Raw genomic sequence first — 20983 nt, 5'->3', positions numbered from 1 at the left:
GCGGGGCTCAGCACTCGCTGTGATCGGGAGGTGTCAGAGAGGTCCTGAGGTGGGCACCGGGCTGTCACTGGTGGGCGCGCTCGAAGCCATGGCTGTGCTCGACCTTTGAGATGTGGATGCTGTAGCGCTCGAACCAGTGGTCGCGCCCGTGCTTCTTCGCCGCCCGGTGCTCCTGGTGGTTCCGCCACTCCTCGATGGCGGCCTCGTCCCGGAAGTAGGCGACGCTGATCCCGAGCCCGCCGGGCGTCCGCGCGTAGTCCTCCCCGAGGAAGCCGGGGATCTCCTTGACCAGCTCGCCCATGCGCTGGGCGGTCTCGCCGTAGCCGTTGTCGCCTTCCGTCCGCAGGGATGTGAACACGACGGCGTAGTACGGGGGTTCGTGGGCGGTGACGGGGGCGGCGGCAGATGCAGGGGCGTCAGGTGCAATGGCGTGATCGCTCATGTCAGCCACTTTCGGGGCGGGCGTTCCCCGGCGTCCAGCGCCTTGTCGAACGGGATCCAAAGGGGATCCAAGTCTTGACCATTGCGGCCTTCATCCGCCCCTCGCCCGGATCCCCCGTCCGATGTTTCAGAAGAGCCCGTCCTGCACGGCGGTGTCCCTCAACTCCCGTACCGGCACGGTCAGTCCGGCGTCCGCGTCGGCGGCGGTCAGCTCCCATCCGGTCATCAGGCGCGTATCGAGGACGACGACCCCGCGCTCGGTGGCCAGATGCAGATCGGGCCCGGCGGCGGCAACCAGTTCCCCGCTCACCACACCCCCCGCGACAAGCTCGCCGACGACACCCCAGGCCGGCGGCAGCCCGTCGAGCCCGAAGGCACCGGCGTGATCGACCGCCTCGAACGGCATGCGCTCCAGGGACTCGGGCCACCCGCCGAGCCGTACCGCCCGCGCGTGCAGCTCACGAACCTCCGCGGCTCGGGCTTCCACGTCCGGCAGTGCACTCCGGACGGCGCGCTTGGCGTCGTAGGGAATCCGGTCCGGTACGCCGAGGACCGTACGCAAGAGCTCCTCGCTCCGCCGGGCGGCCATCAGCGGCCCTCTGCCCAGCCAGGTGAAGACAACGGCTCCCTGCTCAAGGAGCCGAGCGGAGCCACGCTCGACGGCGGTGATCCCGACCTTGACCATCCCGGGCCCGAACCAGGCCAGATAGACGGAGTAGGGCCGAAGGTCGTCCGGGATGGTGTCCGCCGCGACGGAATGGGCCCGGTCGAGGCGCCCGCACTCCTCGCACCGGGCACCGACACTCCGCCCGGACACCGCGGCACTCACGGGACACGCGTTCCCCCGCGCCCCCACACACGTACGCCCTCCCCCGTCCACCACAGCGAACGCGACCCGCTTCCCCCAGGTCAACGCACTGCTCCGCCCCCGGTCCCACACGAGCCCGGGACCACCCCCGGCCCACCGCAGCCCCGTACATCTCCACATTTGTGCCATCACCGAAAGCGTAGAGGCCACCACTGACAACCCGGGCCGGGTGCGATGGCCGGGGACGGCGGAGCGGGCACGTCACATGTCAACTCCGGTACTGAATAGGCCCGTTACGTGCATCCCGCACCCGGCGGCCGGACATCATGCACTCATGAAGCCGGAGACCAAGCGGAAATGGGCTTGGGTGGCAGGTGTGGCCACAGCCGCCCTCTTCGTCGCACTTCTGATCTGGGGCCCCTGGCTCCTCGAAGGCCGCCACATCCGCGACAAGCACGGCGAGCTCGTCTCGTCCGCGGGCATCATCATCACCGGTCTCCGCACCGCCCTCCTCGCCATCGCCGCCGGCGCCATCGCGGCCCTGGGCCTCTGGTACACCCACAAGAACCACGAACTCAGCCGCGAGGAACAGGTCACCGACCGCTACGTGGAAGCCATCAAGCTCCTCGGCTCCGAGAACCTCCACGAACGCCTGGGCGGCATCTACAGCCTCGAACGCATCATGAAGGACAGCGAGAAGGACCAGGTCACGATCATCGAGGTCCTCGCGGCGTTCATCCGCACCCCTACGTCGGAGCAGAAACAGGCACTCATGCCGGCTGCCCAGCCGGAACCCGAGGACAGCGATCCGGAGGACTCGGCCGACCCGTTGCCCGTCGATGTCCAGGCCGCCCTGACCGTACTCGGGCGCCGCCCGGACCCCGACGGAACACCGACCGCCGACCTCAGACGCATCGACTGGCACAACGCCGACCTGGAACACGCGAACCTCCAGCACGTGGACCTCACGGGTGCGGACCTCCGAGGAGCCCGACTCAGGGGAGCCGACCTCAAGGGAACGAACCTCACAGGGGTACGCCTCAGGGGAGCGGACCTCCGAGACGCGGACCTCCAGGGGGCAGACCTCAGGGACGTGGACCTCAGCAGGGTCGACCTCAGAGGGGTGGACCTCGGAGGAGTGGACCTCAGGGCGATGAACCTGGTGAGGGTGGACCTCACGGGCGCACAGCTGGTAGGGGCGGACCTCAGGGGAGCGGACTTCAGAAGCACGCACCTCAGAGCGGCCAACTTCACAGGCGCACAACTCATGAACGCGAACCTCACGGCCGTAGACCTCACCAAGGTGATCCTCAGAGCGGCTGACCTCAGAGGCGCCCACCTCGGCATGGCCCACCTCGTCGACGCGGACCTCAAGGAAGCCGACCTCAGGGGCGCCCAGGGACTGACGTATGAACAACTCGTCCACTCGAAGCTCTACGACGACACGAGTCTCCCCAAGGAACTCAGGACGGACCGCCGAATCAAGAACCACATCAAGAACTGCAAGGCCGAGGCCCGCTGGAGAGAGGACCTGGAAACCCCCAAGTCCTGAAGTGGTCGACGTGGTTGGTGCACGTGGTTGGTCCACCGTGGTTGGTCCACCGTGGACGGGGAGGAGGCGAAGTGGAAAATGGACTGCGATGGATAGCCGGCGTGTACGACGTCGGCTACACCTTCACGCTGTGCGAGGGCATTACGCCGCAGGAGCTGCTGGTGCGGATGGGTGCGGACCCCTCACACATCCACGAGCTGACCGAAGACGCGGTCGCGGAGCTGCAGTTCCAGCCGGAGGACGGCCATCCGAGCGATCTGGAATTCCTGGACCGGGAGGACGAAGGCCTCGTGGCACGGCTGGAAGAGGCAGGGTTTCTGTCCCGCCCGGAGGCGATCGTCCGGGCCGGAGCCGTCCCCGGCTGGGCATACGCCATCGAGAACTTCTCGTGCCGCGCCACGTCCTGCCTGGAGGCGCTGTCACGCGGCACGCGGGCCTACACCGTGTTCCGCAGCGGAGCGGGCATGCAGCAAGTCGGCTACGCCCGTGCCGGCGAGGTACTGGCCTACTACGAACCGCAGAGTCCGAGCCAGGGCCACACCGCGACGCAAGCCACGGTGCCCGGCTTCACCCACACAGGCGAGGAGGTACCCGACATCGCCTTCCTCCGCTTCCTCGAGCAAGAGCTCGGGATCTACATCGCGTGGGAGGAAACCCTGGCCCCGCTGCCCACCGCCGCGTTCGCGCGCGCCTGCCCCTGAGAGCTGGGTTTTCGCTGGTCCAGGAGCTGTGGGGCTGCGATTGAGTGATCTCCATTCGTCGTTGTCCGTCAGTGTTCGCCACTCGGCGCGTTGTCCTCCACGAACACCTTCAGCGCCCCCTGGTGCTCCTCGGCACGGGCTGTGGCCGTACCGCCCAGTTCCTGGACCCGCCGCAGAGTGCGGTCGAAAAAGTCCCGGCCGGAGGGCACGAGGACGGACAGCTCCAGGTCTTCGTAGCAGGCCAGGAGCGTGCCGTTCTCGGCCCGGAGGGTGACGGAAAACTCCTTCTGGTCGGTCCGGCCGAGGAGTTCGTCGCGGGCTCCCTCGCTGTACGACGTCCAGTGGCCGATGAACGGCATGATCAGGTCCGGCCGGGCTCTCCTCGCATACGCGACCGTCATGGCCTGGAGGTCCTCCCACCACGGCAGCCGCAGGCGAAGCGAGTCCACCGCGTACCTCCGCCGCCCACCCTGAACGAGGAGGCAATCGCCGAACTCCTCCTCCCAGTCGTCCCCGCGTTCGTCCACTTCGCGGATCTCAACCAGCGCATGACAGCCGACGGGACGGTCCGAGACGGCAGCCAGGCCTCGAAGAGGGCCACCGAGCGACACCAGGTTCCGGTCGTACATGTAGCCCAAGTGCCGTTCATGGTCCGTACCGCCCAGGGACGGAGGAGCGGCCACGCTGATCGCATTGGGGTTGTACTCGTTGTCCGGACGGGGGACGAGTTGCACCACGACAGGCAGAACCGGCTGCTTCTCCGACCGCCCGGCGACGGCCCCCATGAAGATCCCCTTCTCCCAGCCCTCCGACAGAGTGCCGCGGACGAACGCCCGATAGGTGTCGGCCCCTTCGGCCCGCAGCGCCACACCGAACGAGAACTCGGGGGCATTGGCGGGGATCATCAACATCCCGCTCTCGGGGTCTTCGGCTATCGATCCGGGTCTCGTGTCCACTGGCGCCGGCCTGTCGCAGTCGGTTTCCACCCGCCGCTCCTGATCAGGGCAAATGGGCGGCAGCGACGATATCGAACGATGCAACGAACGCCGAAGGGCCCAACCCGAAGCGAGGAACCTCGAAGGGCCCCACCGCGAACGGTGGGGCCCTTCGAGTCGTGCCCGTGAGGCTCTGGCGAACGGGTCTCAGCGGCGGGTGAGCCACCGGCCCACGCCGATCGCCGCGGTGATCATGACGGCCAGTACGACGGCGATCGCGATCTTCGTACCGGTATCCATGACACTGAACATCTGGGTCTCCTTCTCAGGGGAACACGTCGAGTTGGTCGTGCGGGGTGGGCGGAGCGGGCAGGTCAGGATTTCCGCGGGTTCTCGGAGGACGACCCGGGGCGGTAGCTGAGCAGGTCTCCCGGCTGGCACTGCAGGACTTCGCAGATCCGGGTGAGGGTGGTGAACCGGATCGCCTTGGCGCGGCCGTTCTTGAGGACGGACAGGTTGACGTTGGTCACGCCGACGCGGCTGGCGAGTTCGGTGACGGTCATACCGCGCTCGCTGAGGAGTTTGTCGAGGTGCACCTCGATGTCATGGCCCTCGTGGTCGTCGTCGGCGCCCATCAGACGACCCCTTCAAGGTCCTCGCGCATTGACGCGCCCGCGTGGGTGATCCGCGCGAAGGTCAGCAGCCCGAGACCGGTCAGTACGGCCAGGTAGGGAAACGTCCACAAGTCCAGCCAGGTCCCGGCCGAGAAGTCCGCGCTCTTCGCCAGCGCCGCGAGCACAGCCGCTCTGGCGTTGGCCTCGACGATCTCGACGACCAGGCTCCCGACCAGCAACCACCAGCCGAGCAGCCGAAGCCGCGATGCCGTCTCCGCGGTGTAGACCCCCTCGCGCGCCGCTCCCTGCAGGAGCCGGTGCAGCAGGAAAAGGCCGCTGATCAGCAGCAACGTCGATGGCAGTTCACCGAGTTCATTCACGAGGCGCAGGTACGCGTCGGGCGACTCGGCGCAGTAACGGGGAATCGAGTCGACCTGCGCCCCGCTCTCGGCGGCGAAACCGCCGGGGGCGACCGAGCTGGTGGTCGACTCGTCGGCGATGCAGACGACGACATCCCCCCAACTGCCGCGCACAACCGACAGAACAAGCCCTGCCGTCACGAGGGCCAACATCAGGCGCAGGACGACGGACACGACCGTGGCCATGGGTTCGAGCATCTTCCGGTCTTCGGTCATGGCGCCCCGCCTCGCTTATCGTTTATCGATGTTATCGAGAAACGATAAGCGAGCCGGGTGAGCGACGCAACCCCCGCATGTCACGACGGACACGGGGCGGAGTGTCGGCAGCGACCGAAGCGATCGCCTGGCGGCCGGTTCGGCTCAGACGGCGGCTTTGTCGCCGACGAGGTTGCCCCTCATGAGCCACGCCGGACCTTCGGCATAGGCGCCGGCTTCGGCGAAGAACGCCGCGAAGTACGGGCCGGTGGCGTGCGCGTTGAACGCATCGACGTCCGCGTAGACCTTGCCGGTCGTACACGCACTGATGAACTGGGGGGAGGCCTTCTACTCCCCGAACGGACTGAAGCGCGTCCTCCGCCACGACCTGGACGGAGGTCTCCTCGACCACGACGGACACTGCCGAGACTGTGGTTCAGCCGTCCCGGTCCCGGAGATCCGGATCGAACCCGGACCCGGCTTCCCGCCGGTGATCCCCCCAGCCGTCTAGAGCCGCTTCAGGTTCCGGTCCAGGATCGCCCGGAGCCGATCCACGTCTTCGGGATTCTGGGCGCCCCGCTTGGGCAGGACCGCGACTCCGGCCGCGCGCTCGCCGCCCAGCAGCACGAAGAGCGCGGGCGTCTCCAGATACTCCCGGAACACAGTCCACTCCACGGTGAAGGACGCCCGCTCACCGGTACTGACCGCGCCGCGGTCGTCGGCCACCATGCGGCACTGCCCGTACGGCTCCACGACGCTGAACATCCGACGGGCCATGGTGCGCAGCCCTCGTACGGTGCCCCAGGATGTGACTGCCACGGAGATCACCAGCGTGATGATCCACACGGCCGGCGTTTCATCGCGGAGGGCCGAGAAGACGGCCACGGCGATTACCGCCGTCATCGGCGCCATGAGCGCCTGGGCCCGGCCCGCCGGTGACCGACGGGCTCGCGCACGGAGCGCCTCCTCGAAGTCCGCAGCCGTCGGCCGGTAGACGAACTCCACGGCCGTCCCGCGCTCCGAGTCCTGATGTGAGGGTTCCCCGCCCCTGGTGTCCATGAGCCGGGATCCTAACTAGAGGTTGGCCCGGCGAATCAGGGCCGCCGTTCCAGGACCACTGGACACCCTCGAATCCAGTCGAAGTGGTTGCCGCCAAACACTGCCGTCAAGGCAAAAGCCAGAGGCCCCGTGGATCACTCCACGGGGCCTCTGATCTGATGTGCACTCGGCAGGATTCGAACCTGCAACCTTCTGATCCGTAGTCAGATGCTCTATCCGTTAAGCTACGAGTGCTTGTTTTGTTTTTGTCCCGTTTCCCGGGGCTTTCGGCCCGCTCGCGGCGACAGGAAGAACATTACATGACTGCCGCCGCCATGTGAAATCCGTTTGCCGCACCCCTTGTGAGCTGGGCAAACATGCTCTGGCCTGGGGTTACACCGAAGCCCCGGACCTGATGGGCCGGGGCTTCGGATCTTGGTGCGGAGGCGGAGGGATTTGAACCCTCGATGGGCTTGAAGGCCCAAACCGCATTAGCAGTGCGGCGCCATAGACCGGACTAGGCGACGCCTCCAGCACAACCACCCGCGCGAGCGCGAGTGGTGCGTGCAGATGATGACACAGCCGAGCGGGCTGTCACCAATCGCCTCCCACGGTACTAGGCGTGCAGGCCGCAGAGCAAAGTCGAAATGTGGCGGGAGCGGACGGAGGGCAAGGGCTGCCAGAAGAGGGCGAGAGGGGCCGTAGGAGAGATGAGAGCGGGCCTGGGACAGGAGTGACTGGAACTGCTCGCAACCGCACGGGGCACGTGGCGTTAGTCAGGTCATGTTGCATCGCCTTGTTCTCACCTTCGCCGCGTCCGCCGCCGCGCTGTCCGCCGTACCCGCCGTGGCAGCCACCGCGCTGTCGGCCACCACACTGCCCGCCACGACCGTCGGGTCCCCCACGAACCTCGGGTCGGTCTCGAACCTCGGATCGGTCTCGACCTCCGGCCTGGCCCTTATGCCCCCGCCCGCTCGCGACGAGGACTCCCGGGATCGGCTGACCGTGACCGTCCACGACTCGGGGAGTGGTGCGGACGGGACGTACGAGCTTCGGTGTCATCCCGACGGTGGCAGTCATCCCGATGTGAGTGGGGCGTGCGGTGCGCTCGACCGGGGGGCTCGGTGGGGCAAGGATCCGTTCGCCCCGGTTTCGCCGGGCACCATGTGCACGATGCAGTACGGCGGTCCGGCCACCGCGCATGTCACGGGGACGTGGGCGGGGCGACCCGTCGACGCCAGGTTCGACCGTGTGGACGGGTGCCAGATCTCGCGGTGGAACGGGCTCGCACCTCTCCTTCCCGACCTTCGGTCATAGCCGAGGCAGGAGCGATGCCGAGCTCTGCCGAGCGGGGCAGGAGTGGGGCAAGAGCGAGGCGGGCTCGAGACAGGGCGAGGCAGGCTCGGGACAGGGGCGGAGCCACGGTGACATCATGGTTCCGCAGGGGGGCGAACGGGACGAAATGCGCGGTCACGGCTTCTGCGTCGCTTCTGCGTGGTTTCTACCTAGGTTCTGCGTGCGACCTCCCTCTCATCCGGCGTCGCGAGCGCAACCTCTGCCCGTAGACTCCCTCGCGTGACACGCTGCGGGACGGTTGGCAAGATGGCATCCGCGGTCGGCAAGGTGCGGTAACAGGGAGGAAGCGTCTCGTGAGCAGCAGGCCATCCCGAGGCGCTGCTCGCCTCGCAGCCATACTGGACGCGCTGCCCGATGCGTTGGTGCTGGTCAACGCCAATGGGACCGTCGTCAACGCGAACACCATCGCCCTGGAGGCCTTCGAGGCCCCGGGCACGGCGCTGGTGGGACGCGGACTGCTCGATCTGCTGCCCGAGTTCGACTCACGGCTCATCCCCGGAAGCATGCGGCGGCCCGAGACGGTCGACCCGAGCGGGCGGACCAAGCCGGCCCGGATGATCGCACGGCGTACCGACGGCAGTGAGTTCCCTGTCGAAGTCACCAGTGCGAATCTCGAGAACGGCCAGCAGGCCTACGACAGCTACGGCCCCGCCAACGACGAGCTGCTCATGCTGGTCGTACGCGATCTGTCGGGCGCCGTCGACACCGAGGCCGAACTCGCGCGTTCGCAACGGCAGACCGAGATGATCCTGCGGGCCGCCGCCGAGGGCGTCGTGGGAACGGACACGGACGGGCGGGTCGTTCTCGTCAACCCGGCGGCCGCTCAGATACTGGGATACCGGGCCAGTGATCTGGGTGGGCAGGAACTGCACTCCCTCATCCTTCATTCGCGCGCGGACGGCGAGCCCTTCGCGTACGAGGAGTCGCCGCTCGCCGACACCCTGCGCTCCGGACGCAAGCACCGGGTGCGCGGGCAGGTGCTGTGGTCCAAGTCCGGGGACAAGGTGTCGGTCGATCTGACGACCGCGCCCGTGCGCGACGGGGACCAGCTCGTCGGCGCCGTGATGACGTTCACCGACCGGCGGCCGTACGACACCCTCGCCGAGGAGAAGGACAAGGCCGAGGAGCGCCACGAGCAGGAGCTCGCGCGAGCCGCCGAGGAGCACGACAAGGAACTCGCCGGGCTGCGTGAGCGGCATGCCGCCGAGTTCGCCGAACTGCGCGAGCAGCACGAGGAGGAACTCGCCGCCGGCGACGAGCGGTACGCCTCGCTGGGGGAGCGCGAGAAGGACCGGTACGAGGCCCTCGCCGCCCGGCACGAGCAGTTGCTCGCCGTGCTCTCGCTGTCCCTGCGCGGGCCCCTCGACCAGCTGCGCGGCGAACTGTCCAAGCTCGCCGCCGACGACGCCGGGCAGCTGTGGCCCGAGGCCAACCAGGTCCTCCACCACCTCGCCGCCGGCTATTCGCGGATCACGACTCTCGTCGACAACGTGCTCGGCTACCAGCGGCTCGACTCCGGGGCCGAGGAGATCTCCCGTACGAACGTGATGCTCGACGCGGTCGTCGCGGCCGGTGTCGAAGGCGCCGTCGAACTGATCGGGCCCGGACGCGTGCAGTTCGCCGTACACGCGCCGCCCATCGAGGCCGAGGTCGACCCGCAGCGGCTGGCGAACGCGCTCGCGCATCTCATCGCGGACGTCGCCGGAGTCGACGCCACCGGCAACGCGCCCGTGTCCGCGGGCGGTTACATGGACAACACCGTCGTCGTGGCGGCGGCGCAGCGCGGTGAGGTCGTACGCATCGAGGTGCGCGGGCCGTACGCCGGGGGAGACCCGGTGCATGAGCCGATCGTGCGCGGGACGGTGCGCGCGCACGGCGGCGTGCTGCAGACGCACGAGGTGCCGGGAATGAGCGGCAGCGCGTTCGTGCTGGAGGTGCCGATCGGGGGCGGGGCCGGTGCGGTCCCGGCCGGCGCTGTGACCGGCTCCGAGCTCGCCCTTCCCGAGCCGGCCTCCCCCCAGGGCGGCGGCAGGCGGCGGGCCCGGCGGTCCTCCGTGGACGCCTTCCTGGAGAGCGAGGTCGCGGGGGAGTCCGACCCGGCCCCCGGCGGCGACTCTGTCACTGCTCCTGCCGACGGCTCCGCTGCGCCCACCGGGCGTCGGCGGCGGCGTACGGCGGAGGAGCGGGCGGCCGGCTCGGCCGACGAGGTCGCGGTTCCGGCGCAAGGGACGGGAGGCGAGGGTCCCGGCGACGGTGGGGCCTCCGGCTCCGGTGGTACCGGGCGGCGGCGCGGGCGGCCGAGCCCGGTCGAGGGCTCGGCCGACAAGGTCGCCGGTGGTGCGGCCGGCGGCGCCTCCGAGGGCGCGGTCGTCATGGCGGGCGAGCATGCGGGGACCGCGGCCGCGGGTACGGGGCTGGGCGGGACGGTGCCTCCGCAGGGGGTGCCGGTGTCCGCACAGGGAGTGCCCGTGCCTTCCGGGCGGCGCGCGCGGCAGGGCGGCGAACAGCACGCGCTGCCTCCGGCGTTGCCCGCGGCTCCGAGTACGCCCAGTACGCAGAACGCGGTGAGCGCGCAGGGGACTGCCGACGCCGGTGTCTCCGCGGACGGGGCGCCGTCGGCCGGACGGCGTCGGCGTGCGCTGGCCGCCTCGGCCGAGCGTGCCGCCACTCAGGACGCGGGCGCCCGTACGGTGTTCGCTCTGCCGCCCGCGGAGGCGGACCGCTCCCCCGAGTACATCGAGGCTCAGCAGCAGGCCCAGCAGCGCCTCCAGCAGGCCGAAGCCGCCGGAGTCCCGCACGGCCAGACCGACGACGGCCGCCACGACACGATGCTGCACGACCCGGCCGACGATCACACCCCGCCCCAGCCGCACCCCGTTTCCAGCCCGACGGGACGGCGGCGCGCGGTACGGACTCCGGTGCAGCAGGGTGCGGCGGGGACACCTGCACAAGGGGTTCCGGCACAGGGAGTTCCTGCGCAGGCAGTTCCGGCACAGGCGGTTCCGGGCGCGGCCCCCGCCGGGCAGCCCGTACCCGCGTCGGCCGCTGCCGCCGCCACGGCCCAGCCCGTCGCCACTCCGGCACCGGCACCGTGGCCCGGCAACACCGAGACCCCCGCAGGCGGCGTCCCCGCCCCGCAGCCCTGGCCGAACGCGAACGCCAACCCGAACGCGAACCCGAACGCCCAAGACGCACCCGGCGCCGGGACCCCGGCACAGCCCGGAACGGCACCGGCACAGCCCGGAACACCGATTCAAGTCGCGCCGAGCACCCCCGGCGCCCCCAGCACCGCCCTCCCGCCCGAGCGCCCCGCCCAGCCGCGTGTCGCTCAGCCGCTGCCCGCCGAGGCCGCGGCCCCTGTCGACCCCAACTCGACGCAGGCCCGCGGCATCAGCGTGCGGACGCTCGGTCAGGGCGTACCGTTCGGCCGCCAGCCCGCCCCGAACCAGCCGCAGGCCCCCCAGGCGAAGGCGCAGACGCAGCCTCAGTCCCCGACGCCTCCCCCGCACCAGACCAACGGCGGCGGCCGTCGTCGCAAGCTCGGCACACCCCCCGAGCCGACCGCCGAGCGCCCGGAGACGGCGGCTCGGCCGCACCCGCAGGGCGGGCAGGCCCCCGGGTCGCGGCTGGCCGGAGCCACCGAGGGCGCCGGACGGTCGTACGCCATAGGAGCCCCGGACGAGAATGCCGACGAAGGCCCCGAGCCGCTCGACGGTCCCGGCGGTGCCGTCGAGGTCGCCGACCAGCCGCGTCCGCAGCCGATGGACGACGAACTGCCGCCGGAGCCGCTGGACAACCCGCGGCGCCTGCTCGTGTGGCCCGCGCCGGACGTCATGACCCAGCAGGCGCTGAGCGACCGCGGCTACCGGCCCGTGATCGTGCACTCGCGCGAGGAGGTCGACTCGCAGATCGCCGCCTTCCCGGCCGCGCTCTTCGTCGACCCGCTGACCGGGCCGATCACGCGCACGGCGCTCCAGTCGCTGCGCCAGGCCGCTGTCGCCGCCGAGGTGCCCGTCCTGGTGACGGCGGGACTCGGGCAGGCGACGCGCGAGGCGGCGTACGGCGCCGATCCCGCCGTACTCCTGAAGGCCCTGGCGCCTCGGGACTCGGAGCAGCACCCGCCGCGCGTGCTGCTCATCGAGGAGCACGCGGAGATCTCGCTCGCGCTCACGGCGACGCTGGAACGGCGTGGGATGCAGGTCGCGCGGGCGTCGACCGACGCGGACGCGGTGACGCTGGCCTCGCAGATGCGGCCGAACCTGGTGGTGATGGACCTGATGCAGGTACGCCGTCGCCAGGCCGGAATCGTCGACTGGCTGCGTGCGAACGGGCAGTTGAACCGCACGCCGCTCGTCGTCTACACCGCCGCCGTCGACCAGGCCGAGCTGCCGCGGCTGGCCTCGGGGGAGTCGGTCCTGTTCCTGGCGGAGCGCTCGACGAGCGCCGAGGTGCAGGAGCGGATCGTGGACCTGCTGGCGCGGATCGGCACGAACTGACCGACCCACCGCGCCGGGCACGCATCGGGGCGCGAACTGACGTCGTACATACGGGGCTTGGGCGGTGTTTCACGTGAAACACCGCCCAAGCCCCGTATACGAGCCCTAGATCTGCGTGACGTCCAGTTCACCCGCGGCGTACTGCCTGCGCAGCACCTTCTTGTCGAACTTGCCGACGCTCGTCTTCGGGACCGACTCGATGATCGTCCAGCGCTCGGGGAGCTGCCACTTGGCGATCTTTCCCTCGTCGGCGAGGAAGGTGCGGAGGGTGCCGAAGTCGGCGGTGGCGCCTTCCCTGAGGACGACGGTGGCGAGGGGGCGCTCGCCCCACTTGTCGTCGGGGACGGCTACGACGGCGGCCTCGGCGACGTCCGGGTGGGACATCAGCGCGTTCTCCAGGTCGACCGACGAGATCCACTCGCCGCCCGACTTGATGACGTCCTTGGCGCGGTCGGTGAGGGTCAGGAAGCCGTCGGCGCTGATCGTGCCGACGTCGCCGGTCTTGAGCCAGCCGTCCTCGCTGAACTTGTCCGCGGGGCGCTGGGGTTCTGCGCCCGGGCCGCCGTAGTACGCGCCCGCGATCCAGGGGCCGCGGACCTCCAGTTCGCCGGCGGACTCGCCGTCCCAGGGGAGGCGTTCGCCGCCGGGGCCGGTGAGGCGGGCCTCGACGCCTGCCGGGAAACGGCCCTGCGTCAGCCGGTATGCGAACTCCGCGTCCGTGCCCACGGCATGAGCGGGCGCCCGGGCGATCGTGCCCAGCGGCGACGTCTCCGTCATGCCCCAGGCGTGACAGACCCGCATCCCCAGCTTGTCGAAGGCCTCCATGAGCGAGGGCGGACAGGCGGAGCCACCGATGGTGACCTGGGTGAGGGAGGAGACGTCGCGGGGCTTGGCGGTCAGTTCGCCGAGCAGGCCCTGCCAGATGGTGGGGACGGCCGCGGCGTGCGTCGGCCTCTCGCTCTCGATCATCTCGGCGAGCGGCGCGGGCTGGAGGAAGCGGTCCGGCATGAGCATGTTGATGCCGGTCATGAAGGTCGCGTGCGGCAGACCCCAGGCGTTGACATGAAACTGCGGGACGACGACGAGGGTTGTGTCCTGGTCGGTGAGGCCCATCGACTGGGCCATGTTGACCTGCATGGAGTGCAGGTAGATGGAACGGTGCGAGTAGACGACGCCCTTGGGGTCGCCCGTCGTGCCGGAGGTGTAGCACATCGCCGCGGCCGTACGCTCGTCCAGCTGGGGCCAGTCGTAGGTCGTCGGCCTGCCCGCGATGAGCTCCTCGTACTCGTGCACCCGCGCGGTCGCCCCGTCGAGCAGCGAGCGGTCACCGGGCCCCGAGATCACGACGTGCTCGACCGTCGGCAGATGGGGGAGGAGCGGCGCGAGCAGCGGAAGCAGCGAGCCGTTGGCGATGATCACGCGGTCGGCGGCGTGGTTGACGATGTAGGCGAGCTGCTCTGCGGGGAGGCGGAGGTTGAGCGTGTGCAGGACCGCGCCCATGGAGGGGATCGCGAAGTACGCCTCCACATGCTCGGCGTTGTTCCACATCAGCGTCCCCGTCGCATGTCCCTCTTCTACTCCGAGGTCACGCAGGGCGTGCGCAAGCTGTGCGGCTCGGGCGCCGATCTCGGCGTAGGAACGGCGCTGCGGCTCTCCCTCGCCGGTCCAGGTGATCACCTGTGATGTTCCGTGGATGGCCGACCCATGGGTCAGGATCCTCGAGATCAGCAGCGGTACGTCCTGCATCGTGCTCAGCACGGCGTTCCTCCCGGGGGCGACATTGCCTACGCGGTGGTAAGGGTTGGGCTGATTCTGCGCACATACCGCGTGGTATGTCACTAGTACCCGGGATGATCGATCAGGCCGTGGTGATCTTTCGGAGGTCCAGAGGGCAGGCAATCGGGACGGATGTCGAGGAGGAAGGCCGACGCCGTCCCAGGATCCGGGGTCGCTACCGGACGGGCTCCAGCTCAGGGTCCTCCCGCAGCTTGCCCAGCGCCCTCGACACCGCCGACTTCACCGTCCCGACGGAGACACCGAGCACCTCCGCCGTCTGCACCTCGCTCAGGTCCTCGTAGTACCGCAGGACGACCATTGCCCGCTGTCGCGCCGGCAGCTTCATGATCGCCCGCCACATCGCGTCGTGCAGCGCCTGCTGCTCGGCGGGGTCCCCGACGGGCGCCCCCTCCGGCTCCGGCAGCTCATCGCAGGCGAACTCGTCGACCTTGCGCTTGCGCCACTGCGACGTCCGCGTGTTCAGCAGCGCCCGCCGTACATAACCGTCGAGGGCCCGGTGGTCCTCGATCCGCTCCCACGCGACATACGTCTTGGTGAGTGCGGTCTGCAACAGGTCCTCGGCATCGCACGGGTTCGCGGTCAGCGACCGGGCGGTACGCAGCAGCACCGGCTGGCGGGCCCTCACGTACGACGCGAACGACGGGTAAGGCGCGTACGGAAGGGTCCGCGTCGCGGCGTTCGAAGCGCTGGTGCAGACGGGTGTGGTCATGGCTCCACGCTAGGATCGAGCCCTGCTCTCGCGGATCGGCCGCAGGTCCCGAAGCCTTGTCCGCCTCAGGTTGTAGGAGGGGGGTTGCCCCCACCTCCTGAAGGTGGACGAGCGGGTCCTGCGCCCTGAGGGTTCACCCCTGAGAGACGAGTACGACGGTAGTACGCGGGGCAGTGCCCGTCTCCGCGAGTCACCTCCGCCGAAGCCGGGCGTTCTAGGGCCTGTCCGCCCCCAGGATCAACCCCGACGTGGGAACCCCGGTACCCGCGGTAACGAGGGTGTGGCAGGCACCCGGTATCTGGTTCACGGCGGTGCCCCGCAGCTGTCTTACCGCCTCCGCCACTCCGTTCATCCCGTGCAGATACGCCTCCCCGAGCTGTCCCCCGTGCGTGTTGAGCGGCAGCCGCTCCTCTGCGACGAAGTCCGCGGCCTGCCCCGGTGCGCAGAACCCGAACTCCTCCAGCTGCATCAGCACGAACGGCGTGAAGTGGTCGTAGAGAATCCCGACGTCGATGTCCGCCGGCGCCAGCCCGGCCGTCCGCCACAGTTGGCGTGCCACTACCCCCATCTCCGGCAGCCCTGACAGGTCGTCCCGGTAGAAGCTGGTCATCTGTTCCTGTGCGCGGCCGGCGCCCTGGGCGGCGGCCGCGATCACCGCGGGGGGATGGGGCAGATCGCGGGCCCGCTCCACGGAGGTGACCACCAGCGCCTGGCCGCCGTCCGTCTCCTGGCAGCAGTCGAGCAGCCGCAGCGGCTCCACGATCCACCGCGAGGCCGCGTGCTCGTCGAGCGTGATCGGTCTGCCGTGGAAGTAGGCCGCCGGGTTCGTCGCCGCGTACTTCCGGTCCACCACGGCGACATGGCCGAACGCTTCCGGCGTCAGCCCGTACGTGTGCAGATACCGCTGGGCCGCCATCGCCACCCAGGACGCGGGTGTGAGCAGCCCGAACGGCAGGGCCCACCCGAGCGCCGCCCCCTCCGCCGACGGCTCCCGCTGCTGCACCCCGGAACCGAATCTCCGCCCCGACCGCTCGTTGAACGCCCGGTAGCAGACCACCACTTCGGCCACCCCGGTCGCCACCGCGAGCGCCGCCTGCTGGACGGTCGCGCAGGCCGCCCCGCCTCCGTAGTGGACGCGTGAGAAGAAGGACAGCTCCCCCATTCCGGCCGCCTGGGCGACGGTGATCTCCGGGCTGGTGTCCATCGTGAACGTGACCATCCCGTCCACGTCCCCGGGTGTCAGCCCCGCGTCGTCGAGCGCGGCCCGCACCGCCTCCACGGCCAGCCGCAGCTCACTGCGCCCGGAGTCCTTGGAGAACTCGGTGGCGCCGATCCCGACGATCGCCGCCCGCCCGCCGAGGGTGTCCCGCGTCCGTACGCTCATGAGGTCTCCCCGGGCGGAAGGGTGACCGTCACCGTCCCGGTCACATGTCTGCCGATGCCATTCGCCCCGACGACCCGCACCGTCGCCGTGCCGCCCGCGATCCCCTCGACCGAGCCGGTCAACACCATCGTGTCGCCGGGGTAGTTGGGCGCTCCGAGCCGTATGGCCACCTTGCGCAGGACCGCGTCCGGGCCGAAGTGGTCGGTGATGTACCGACCGACCAGGCCATTGGTGGTCAGGATGTTCATGAAGATGTCGGGGGAGCCCTTCTGCCGCGCCAGCTCCGCGTCGTGGTGCACGTCCTGGTAGTCCCGGGACGCGATCGCCCCGGCCACGATCAGCGTGCGCGTGACCTCGATCTCCAGCGGTGGCAGCGCGTCGCCGACCCTCACCTCGTCGGCCCTCATGTCATCCGCCCCCTCATCTGTGCCCTTCGCATCTCCGGCTCTCGCTCTCACGCCTCCGGCCCACGCACCCCCGGCCCTCATGCCTCCCCCTCCCCTCTCACGATCAACTCCCCCAGTTCCTGGAGTACTTCGCTCCCGCATCCCAGATACGCGTCCAGCTGCCTCCCCCACAGGAAGTGCCGGTGCACGGGATGCTCCAGGTCGGCCCCCGTCCCGCCGTGCAGATGCTGACCCGCGTGCACCACCCGGCGGCCCGCCTCCGACGCCCACCAGGCGGCGGTCAGTGCGTGTGTCGCGTACGGCAGCCCCTCGTCGCGACGCCAGGCCGCCTCGTACGCCGTCACCCGTATCGCCTCGGTGTCCATGTACGCGTCGGCTGCCCGGAGTTGGACCCCCTGCTTGGCGGCGAGCGGCCGCCCGAACTGCTCGCGCGTGTTGGTGTGCTCCACGGCTCGGGCCAGCGAGCCCGCGCACACCCCGGCTTGCAGCCCCGCGAAGGCGGTCCTCGCGGTGGCCAGTACGTCGTCGTACGTGGCCAGTACGTGGTCGTACGCACCCCCGGAGATCGCCTCCACTGCCGTGCCGCCGGAGGACTCCTCCCCCGCTGCGCCGCCGAGCCGCTCGGCCGGCGTCCCGTCCAGCGTCATTCGCCCCGCCGACCAGGGCGCCGTCAGCTCCACCGGCTCGCACGTCGCCTCGGCGGTCCGCACCAGCCACAGCCGGCGCCGGTCGTCCGCGACGAGCACATGGGTGGCGTCCCGCAACCAGGGCACCACAGGGACTATGCCGCTCAACTTCCCCTGGGATCCGGCCCGTACGGCACCCGGCGCAGAAATCGCCCCGCTCACCACCACCGTCCCGTCCCCGATCCCCGGCAGCAGCCGCTCCCGCTGCTCCCGTGAACCGTGAGCCGTCACCGCAAGCAGCCCATAGACACAACTCGCCGCGAACGGCACCTGGGCCGTGGTGCGCCCCTGCTCCTCCAGGAGCAGCACCAGGCCGAGCAGCCCTATGTCCGTCACGGCCGTCACGAGCCCGGCCGCGCACAGTGCCTTCCACAACTCGGCGTCGCTGCCGGTCCCGGCCGCGGTGAGCCTCTCGTGCGTGGAGAGGTCGCCGAAGATCCGCGCGGCCAGGTCACAGGCGGCCGCCTGCTCCTCCGTGGGCGTGAAGTCCATGTCAGCCTCCACCACCCTCGCCGGTCCCACCGGGCCGGAAGACCGGCAGCTCCAACTCCTCGTCGTACCGCTGGAATTCGAGCCGCACGGGCATCCCGATCCGCACCTTGTCGTACGGCACCCCGACCACGTTGCTCACCATCCGCACGCCCTCGGACAGTTCGACCAGGCCGACCGCATAGGGAGGGTCGAAGGCAGGGAAGGGCGGGTGGTGCATGACGACGTACGAGTAGACCGTGCCGTCCCCGCTCGCCTCGACGGTGTCCCACTCCAGGCAGCCGCACGCGTTGCACCCCGGCAGCCAGGGAAACCGCAGCACCCTGCAGCCGGCGCACCGCTGGATCAGCAGCTGGTGCCGGGCCACGCCCTCCCAGAACCCGGCGTTGTCCCGGTTGATCACCGGCCGTGGCCGTCTGCTCTTGGGGTTCGTTCTGTCCTTGGGACTCGGCTGCTCCGTCCGCTTCCTCTGCTTTCTCTGCGCCGGTGCGTACTTGAGGATCCGGAACCGGTGAGTCCCCGCGAGCTCCCCGCCCGCCCTCACATCCATCCGAGTCGTGACGAAGTACCCCGTCCCCAGCTTGGTGGTCTTGCGCCCGGAGACCGACTCGATCAGCGCGTCGAAGGTGATCTCGTCCCCGGGGCGCAGCGGGCGCAGATACTCCTGCTCGCAGTCGGTGGCGACCACCGAGGTGTACCCCGCGCCGTCGAGGAGCGCGAACAGCTCGTCGTACGCCTCCGAACGGCCCGTGTGCCCGGAGAGGCCGCCCATCGTCCACACCTGGAGCATGGTGGGCGGCGCCATGGCGTCCGGCCCCGCGTACGCCGGATTGGTGTCGCCCATCGCCTCGCACCAGTGCCGGATCATCGGCTCGTTGACCGGGTCCTTGCCCACGCCCGCGACGGTGGCCGCACGCCCTTCGTACGCCTTGAGCTGCTCCTCGTACGCCGGCGACGGCACCGCCATCTCGTAGCTCTCGCCGTTCTCAGCGCTGTGGTCGTTCTCGTCACTCACCGCCGCCCCCTCCGCATCCCGAGCCGCATCGTCGCCACGATCTCCCGCTGCACCTCGCTCACCCCGCCCCCGAACGTGTTGATCTGCGCCGCCCTGTTCATCCGCTCCAGCTCGCCGTCCCCGAACGCCCCTGGTGAACCGGAGCGGACCAGGGCGTCCGCTCCGACAATTTGCTGACATATTCGGTACACCGCGACCGCCGATTCGGTTCCCACCACTTTCACGCCGCTCGCATCGCCCGGGGCCAGCCGGCCCGCCCCCACATCCCCCACCAAACGCCAGTTGAGCAGGCGTGATGCCGCCATCAGGGCATGCGCCTCGGCCAGCTGAAACCGCACCCACGGCTCGTCAACCCGACGCCGACCGGTCACTGGATCGGGTGTGCGGGCGGCCTTCAGCGCGGCCGCGTAGAAGTCCTCGGCCTGCATGCCGATCGCGGCGAGCGCGACCCGCTCGTGGTTGAGCTGGTTGGTGATGAGCCCCCAGCCGCCGTTCTCCTCGCCGATGAGGTTCGCGGCGGGGACGCGGATCCCGTCGTAGTACGTGGCCGTGGTCGTCTGCCCGCCCACCGTCTCGATCGGCGTCCACGAGAAGCCGGGCGCCTGAGTGGGCACGAGGATGATGGAGATGCCCTGGTGTTTGGGCGCGTCCGGGTCGGTGCGGCAGGCGAGCCAGATCCAGTCGGCGTTCTGGGCGTTGGAGGTGAAGATCTTCTGCCCGTCGATCACCCAGTGCCCGCCCTCGCGCACCGCGCGCGTACGGAGCGAGGCCAGATCCGTCCCCGCCGAAGGCTCCGAGTAACCGATCGCGAAAACGAGGTCACCGCTCAGGATGCGCGGCAGGAAGAAGTCCTTCTGTTCCTCGCTCCCGTACTTCATGAGTGTCGGCCCGACGGTGTTCAGCGTGACCATCGACACGGGAGCGCCGGCCCGGTACGCCTCGTCGAAGAACACGAACTGCTCGTCCGCGCCGCGTCCTTGGCCGCCGTACGCGACGGGCCAGCCGAGCCCGAGCATCCCGTCGGCGCCGATACGGCGCAGCAGCGCGCGCCGGCTCCCGGGGTCGTCCTCGGGTGGTGGACCGTCGGGCATCAGGTCCCGGAAGTACGTACGGAGCTCGGCGCGCAGCCGTTGCTGGCGCTCGGTGGGGGCGAGGTGCACGGCGGCGGCCCTCCCGGACCTCGTACGAACAAGGGTTTCTGACTGTCCGTCAGACAATGCCGACTGTCAAGGTCACCGGAGCCCCGCACCGGAGCCGTCGCCGGACACACCCAAGTCCCCCCTCCGGACTCGCCCGAGCCGCTTCGCCGGACGCATCCAAGCACCCTCGCCGGACTCGCCTGGGCAGCCTCGCCGGACTCCCTCAAGCACCTGGGCAGGCGCGCGTGAACAACCTCAAGCACCCGGGCACGCGCGCGCGTAGACCCACGAAAACGCCTGCGCGACGGCACCGAAGCACCGCCGCGCAGACGTGTTACCACCCCACAGAGCACAGCCCCCCACGGGAGTTCCCGGGCCGATGAGAGCGCATCGGCCCCCGGCTCACCAGAGGTTGGTGAAGTTGACGACGTTGTTCGACTGGTCGATGGCCGTGAACGCGGAACCGTTCACCTGGGCCGTGTTGCTCTGGTTCGAGGCGCCGGAGCCGACCGCCTGCTGCTGTGTGGTGGACGAGTTTCCGAAGTTGTCACCACCGACTCCACTGCCGCTGACGGTCGCCACCGCCGCGTTCGATCCGTCGTCCGCGAAGGCGCCGTTGTCTGCCGCCGCGACACCCGTGAAGAGGGTGGCCGCGAGGGGCAGGGCCGCGACGGCGGCGAGGACGCGGGCGGTACGGATGCTTGCCATGTGAATTCCTCCAGAAGAACCAGATGTACGCACCGGCGTGAACCGGGAAGTACGGCTTGTCCCAAGGCAGTTGGCCGACCGCCTCGGTGATGTG

The 20983-nt window shown here is 69.9% G+C and carries 18 protein-coding genes and 2 tRNA genes; 4 read left to right on the top strand and 16 right to left on the bottom strand.

What is annotated here, in order from left to right; genetic code table 11:
• Positions 1-64 precede the first annotated feature (64 nt).
• Both OG266_RS22865 and OG266_RS22860 read right to left on the bottom strand, forming a co-directional pair.
• Complete coding sequence (locus OG266_RS22865) at positions 65-442, bottom strand: antibiotic biosynthesis monooxygenase (RefSeq protein ID WP_371548124.1); 378 nt, start codon at positions 440-442, stop codon at positions 65-67.
• Between the two features lie 126 nt (positions 443-568).
• Positions 569-1438, bottom strand: coding sequence for a DUF2797 domain-containing protein (locus tag OG266_RS22860; RefSeq protein WP_371548122.1), 870 nt, complete (start codon positions 1436-1438; stop codon positions 569-571).
• 76 nt (positions 1439-1514) lie between these two features.
• Here OG266_RS22860 and OG266_RS22855 point away from each other — a divergent pair, with 76 nt between their 5' ends.
• Positions 1515-2801, top strand: a complete 1287-nt coding sequence (locus OG266_RS22855) for a pentapeptide repeat-containing protein (RefSeq protein ID WP_371548121.1) — start codon at positions 1515-1517, stop codon at positions 2799-2801.
• A gap of 71 nt (positions 2802-2872) precedes the next feature.
• Positions 2873-3502 (top strand): DUF6461 domain-containing protein, encoded by a 630-nt coding sequence (locus tag OG266_RS22850; protein ID WP_371548119.1) that lies wholly within the window; start codon positions 2873-2875, stop codon positions 3500-3502.
• Between the two features lie 68 nt (positions 3503-3570).
• Here OG266_RS22850 and OG266_RS22845 read toward each other — a convergent pair whose 3' ends face one another.
• The 6 genes from OG266_RS22845 to OG266_RS22820 form a co-directional block, all read right to left on the bottom strand.
• A complete protein-coding gene (locus tag OG266_RS22845) occupies positions 3571-4407 on the bottom strand; it encodes a hypothetical protein (RefSeq protein WP_371548118.1) in 837 nt (278 codons plus the stop codon).
• 404 nt (positions 4408-4811) lie between these two features.
• A complete protein-coding gene (locus OG266_RS22840; protein ID WP_266458838.1) occupies positions 4812-5072 on the bottom strand; it encodes a helix-turn-helix transcriptional regulator in 261 nt (86 codons plus the stop codon).
• On the bottom strand, positions 5072-5686 hold the full coding sequence (locus OG266_RS22835) for a hypothetical protein (protein ID WP_371548116.1): 615 nt from the start codon (positions 5684-5686) through the stop codon (positions 5072-5074). The genes OG266_RS22840 and OG266_RS22835 overlap by 1 nt, the downstream gene beginning before the upstream one ends.
• Before the next feature lie 486 nt (positions 5687-6172).
• Entirely contained in the window at positions 6173-6724 is a 552-nt protein-coding gene (locus OG266_RS22830) for a YcxB family protein (RefSeq protein ID WP_371548114.1), read from the bottom strand.
• Positions 6725-6885: 161 nt separating this feature from the next.
• A tRNA-Arg gene (locus tag OG266_RS22825) sits at positions 6886-6958 on the bottom strand.
• 186 nt (positions 6959-7144) lie between these two features.
• A tRNA-Ser gene (locus tag OG266_RS22820) sits at positions 7145-7235 on the bottom strand.
• Positions 7236-7486: 251 nt separating this feature from the next.
• On the opposite strand from OG266_RS22820, the gene OG266_RS22815 reads away from it, so the two are divergent.
• Both OG266_RS22815 and OG266_RS22810 read left to right on the top strand, forming a co-directional pair.
• Entirely contained in the window at positions 7487-8020 is a 534-nt protein-coding gene (locus OG266_RS22815; RefSeq protein ID WP_371548112.1) for an SSI family serine proteinase inhibitor, read from the top strand.
• Positions 8021-8352: 332 nt separating this feature from the next.
• On the top strand, positions 8353-12555 hold the full coding sequence (locus tag OG266_RS22810; protein WP_371548110.1) for a PAS domain-containing protein: 4203 nt from the start codon (positions 8353-8355) through the stop codon (positions 12553-12555).
• A gap of 105 nt (positions 12556-12660) precedes the next feature.
• On the opposite strand, the gene OG266_RS22805 is transcribed toward OG266_RS22810, so the two are convergent.
• The 8 genes from OG266_RS22805 to OG266_RS22770 form a co-directional block, all read right to left on the bottom strand.
• The gene (locus OG266_RS22805) at positions 12661-14313 is read right to left on the bottom strand and encodes a long-chain fatty acid--CoA ligase (RefSeq protein ID WP_371548109.1); all 1653 of its coding nucleotides are present in this window, start codon (positions 14311-14313) and stop codon (positions 12661-12663) included.
• A gap of 193 nt (positions 14314-14506) precedes the next feature.
• The gene (locus OG266_RS22800) at positions 14507-15061 is read right to left on the bottom strand and encodes a SigE family RNA polymerase sigma factor (RefSeq protein WP_371548107.1); all 555 of its coding nucleotides are present in this window, start codon (positions 15059-15061) and stop codon (positions 14507-14509) included.
• A gap of 214 nt (positions 15062-15275) precedes the next feature.
• The gene (locus tag OG266_RS22795) at positions 15276-16445 is read right to left on the bottom strand and encodes a lipid-transfer protein (protein ID WP_371548105.1); all 1170 of its coding nucleotides are present in this window, start codon (positions 16443-16445) and stop codon (positions 15276-15278) included.
• Complete coding sequence (locus tag OG266_RS22790) at positions 16442-16837, bottom strand: MaoC family dehydratase (protein ID WP_266464015.1); 396 nt, start codon at positions 16835-16837, stop codon at positions 16442-16444. The genes OG266_RS22795 and OG266_RS22790 overlap by 4 nt, the downstream gene beginning before the upstream one ends.
• 92 nt (positions 16838-16929) lie before the next feature.
• Positions 16930-18030 (bottom strand): acyl-CoA dehydrogenase family protein, encoded by a 1101-nt coding sequence (locus OG266_RS22785; protein WP_371548103.1) that lies wholly within the window; start codon positions 18028-18030, stop codon positions 16930-16932.
• A gap of 1 nt (position 18031) precedes the next feature.
• Positions 18032-18994 carry a bifunctional MaoC family dehydratase N-terminal/OB-fold nucleic acid binding domain-containing protein gene (locus OG266_RS22780; RefSeq protein ID WP_371552908.1) on the bottom strand — a complete coding sequence of 321 codons (963 nt, stop codon included), beginning with the start codon at positions 18992-18994 and terminating at the stop codon, positions 18032-18034.
• 44 nt (positions 18995-19038) lie between these two features.
• The gene (locus OG266_RS22775) at positions 19039-20202 is read right to left on the bottom strand and encodes an acyl-CoA dehydrogenase family protein (RefSeq protein WP_371548101.1); all 1164 of its coding nucleotides are present in this window, start codon (positions 20200-20202) and stop codon (positions 19039-19041) included.
• Positions 20203-20583: 381 nt separating this feature from the next.
• The gene (locus OG266_RS22770) at positions 20584-20889 is read right to left on the bottom strand and encodes a hypothetical protein (RefSeq protein WP_266458669.1); all 306 of its coding nucleotides are present in this window, start codon (positions 20887-20889) and stop codon (positions 20584-20586) included.
• Positions 20890-20983: the final 94 nt, after the last annotated feature.

The sequence above is a fragment of the Streptomyces sp. NBC_00554 genome (genome assembly GCF_041431135.1).
Lineage (GTDB): Bacteria > Actinomycetota > Actinomycetes > Streptomycetales > Streptomycetaceae > Streptomyces.
Note: the sequence above shows the minus strand (reverse complement) of the source record. Positions and strands in the feature narration are given on the sequence as shown.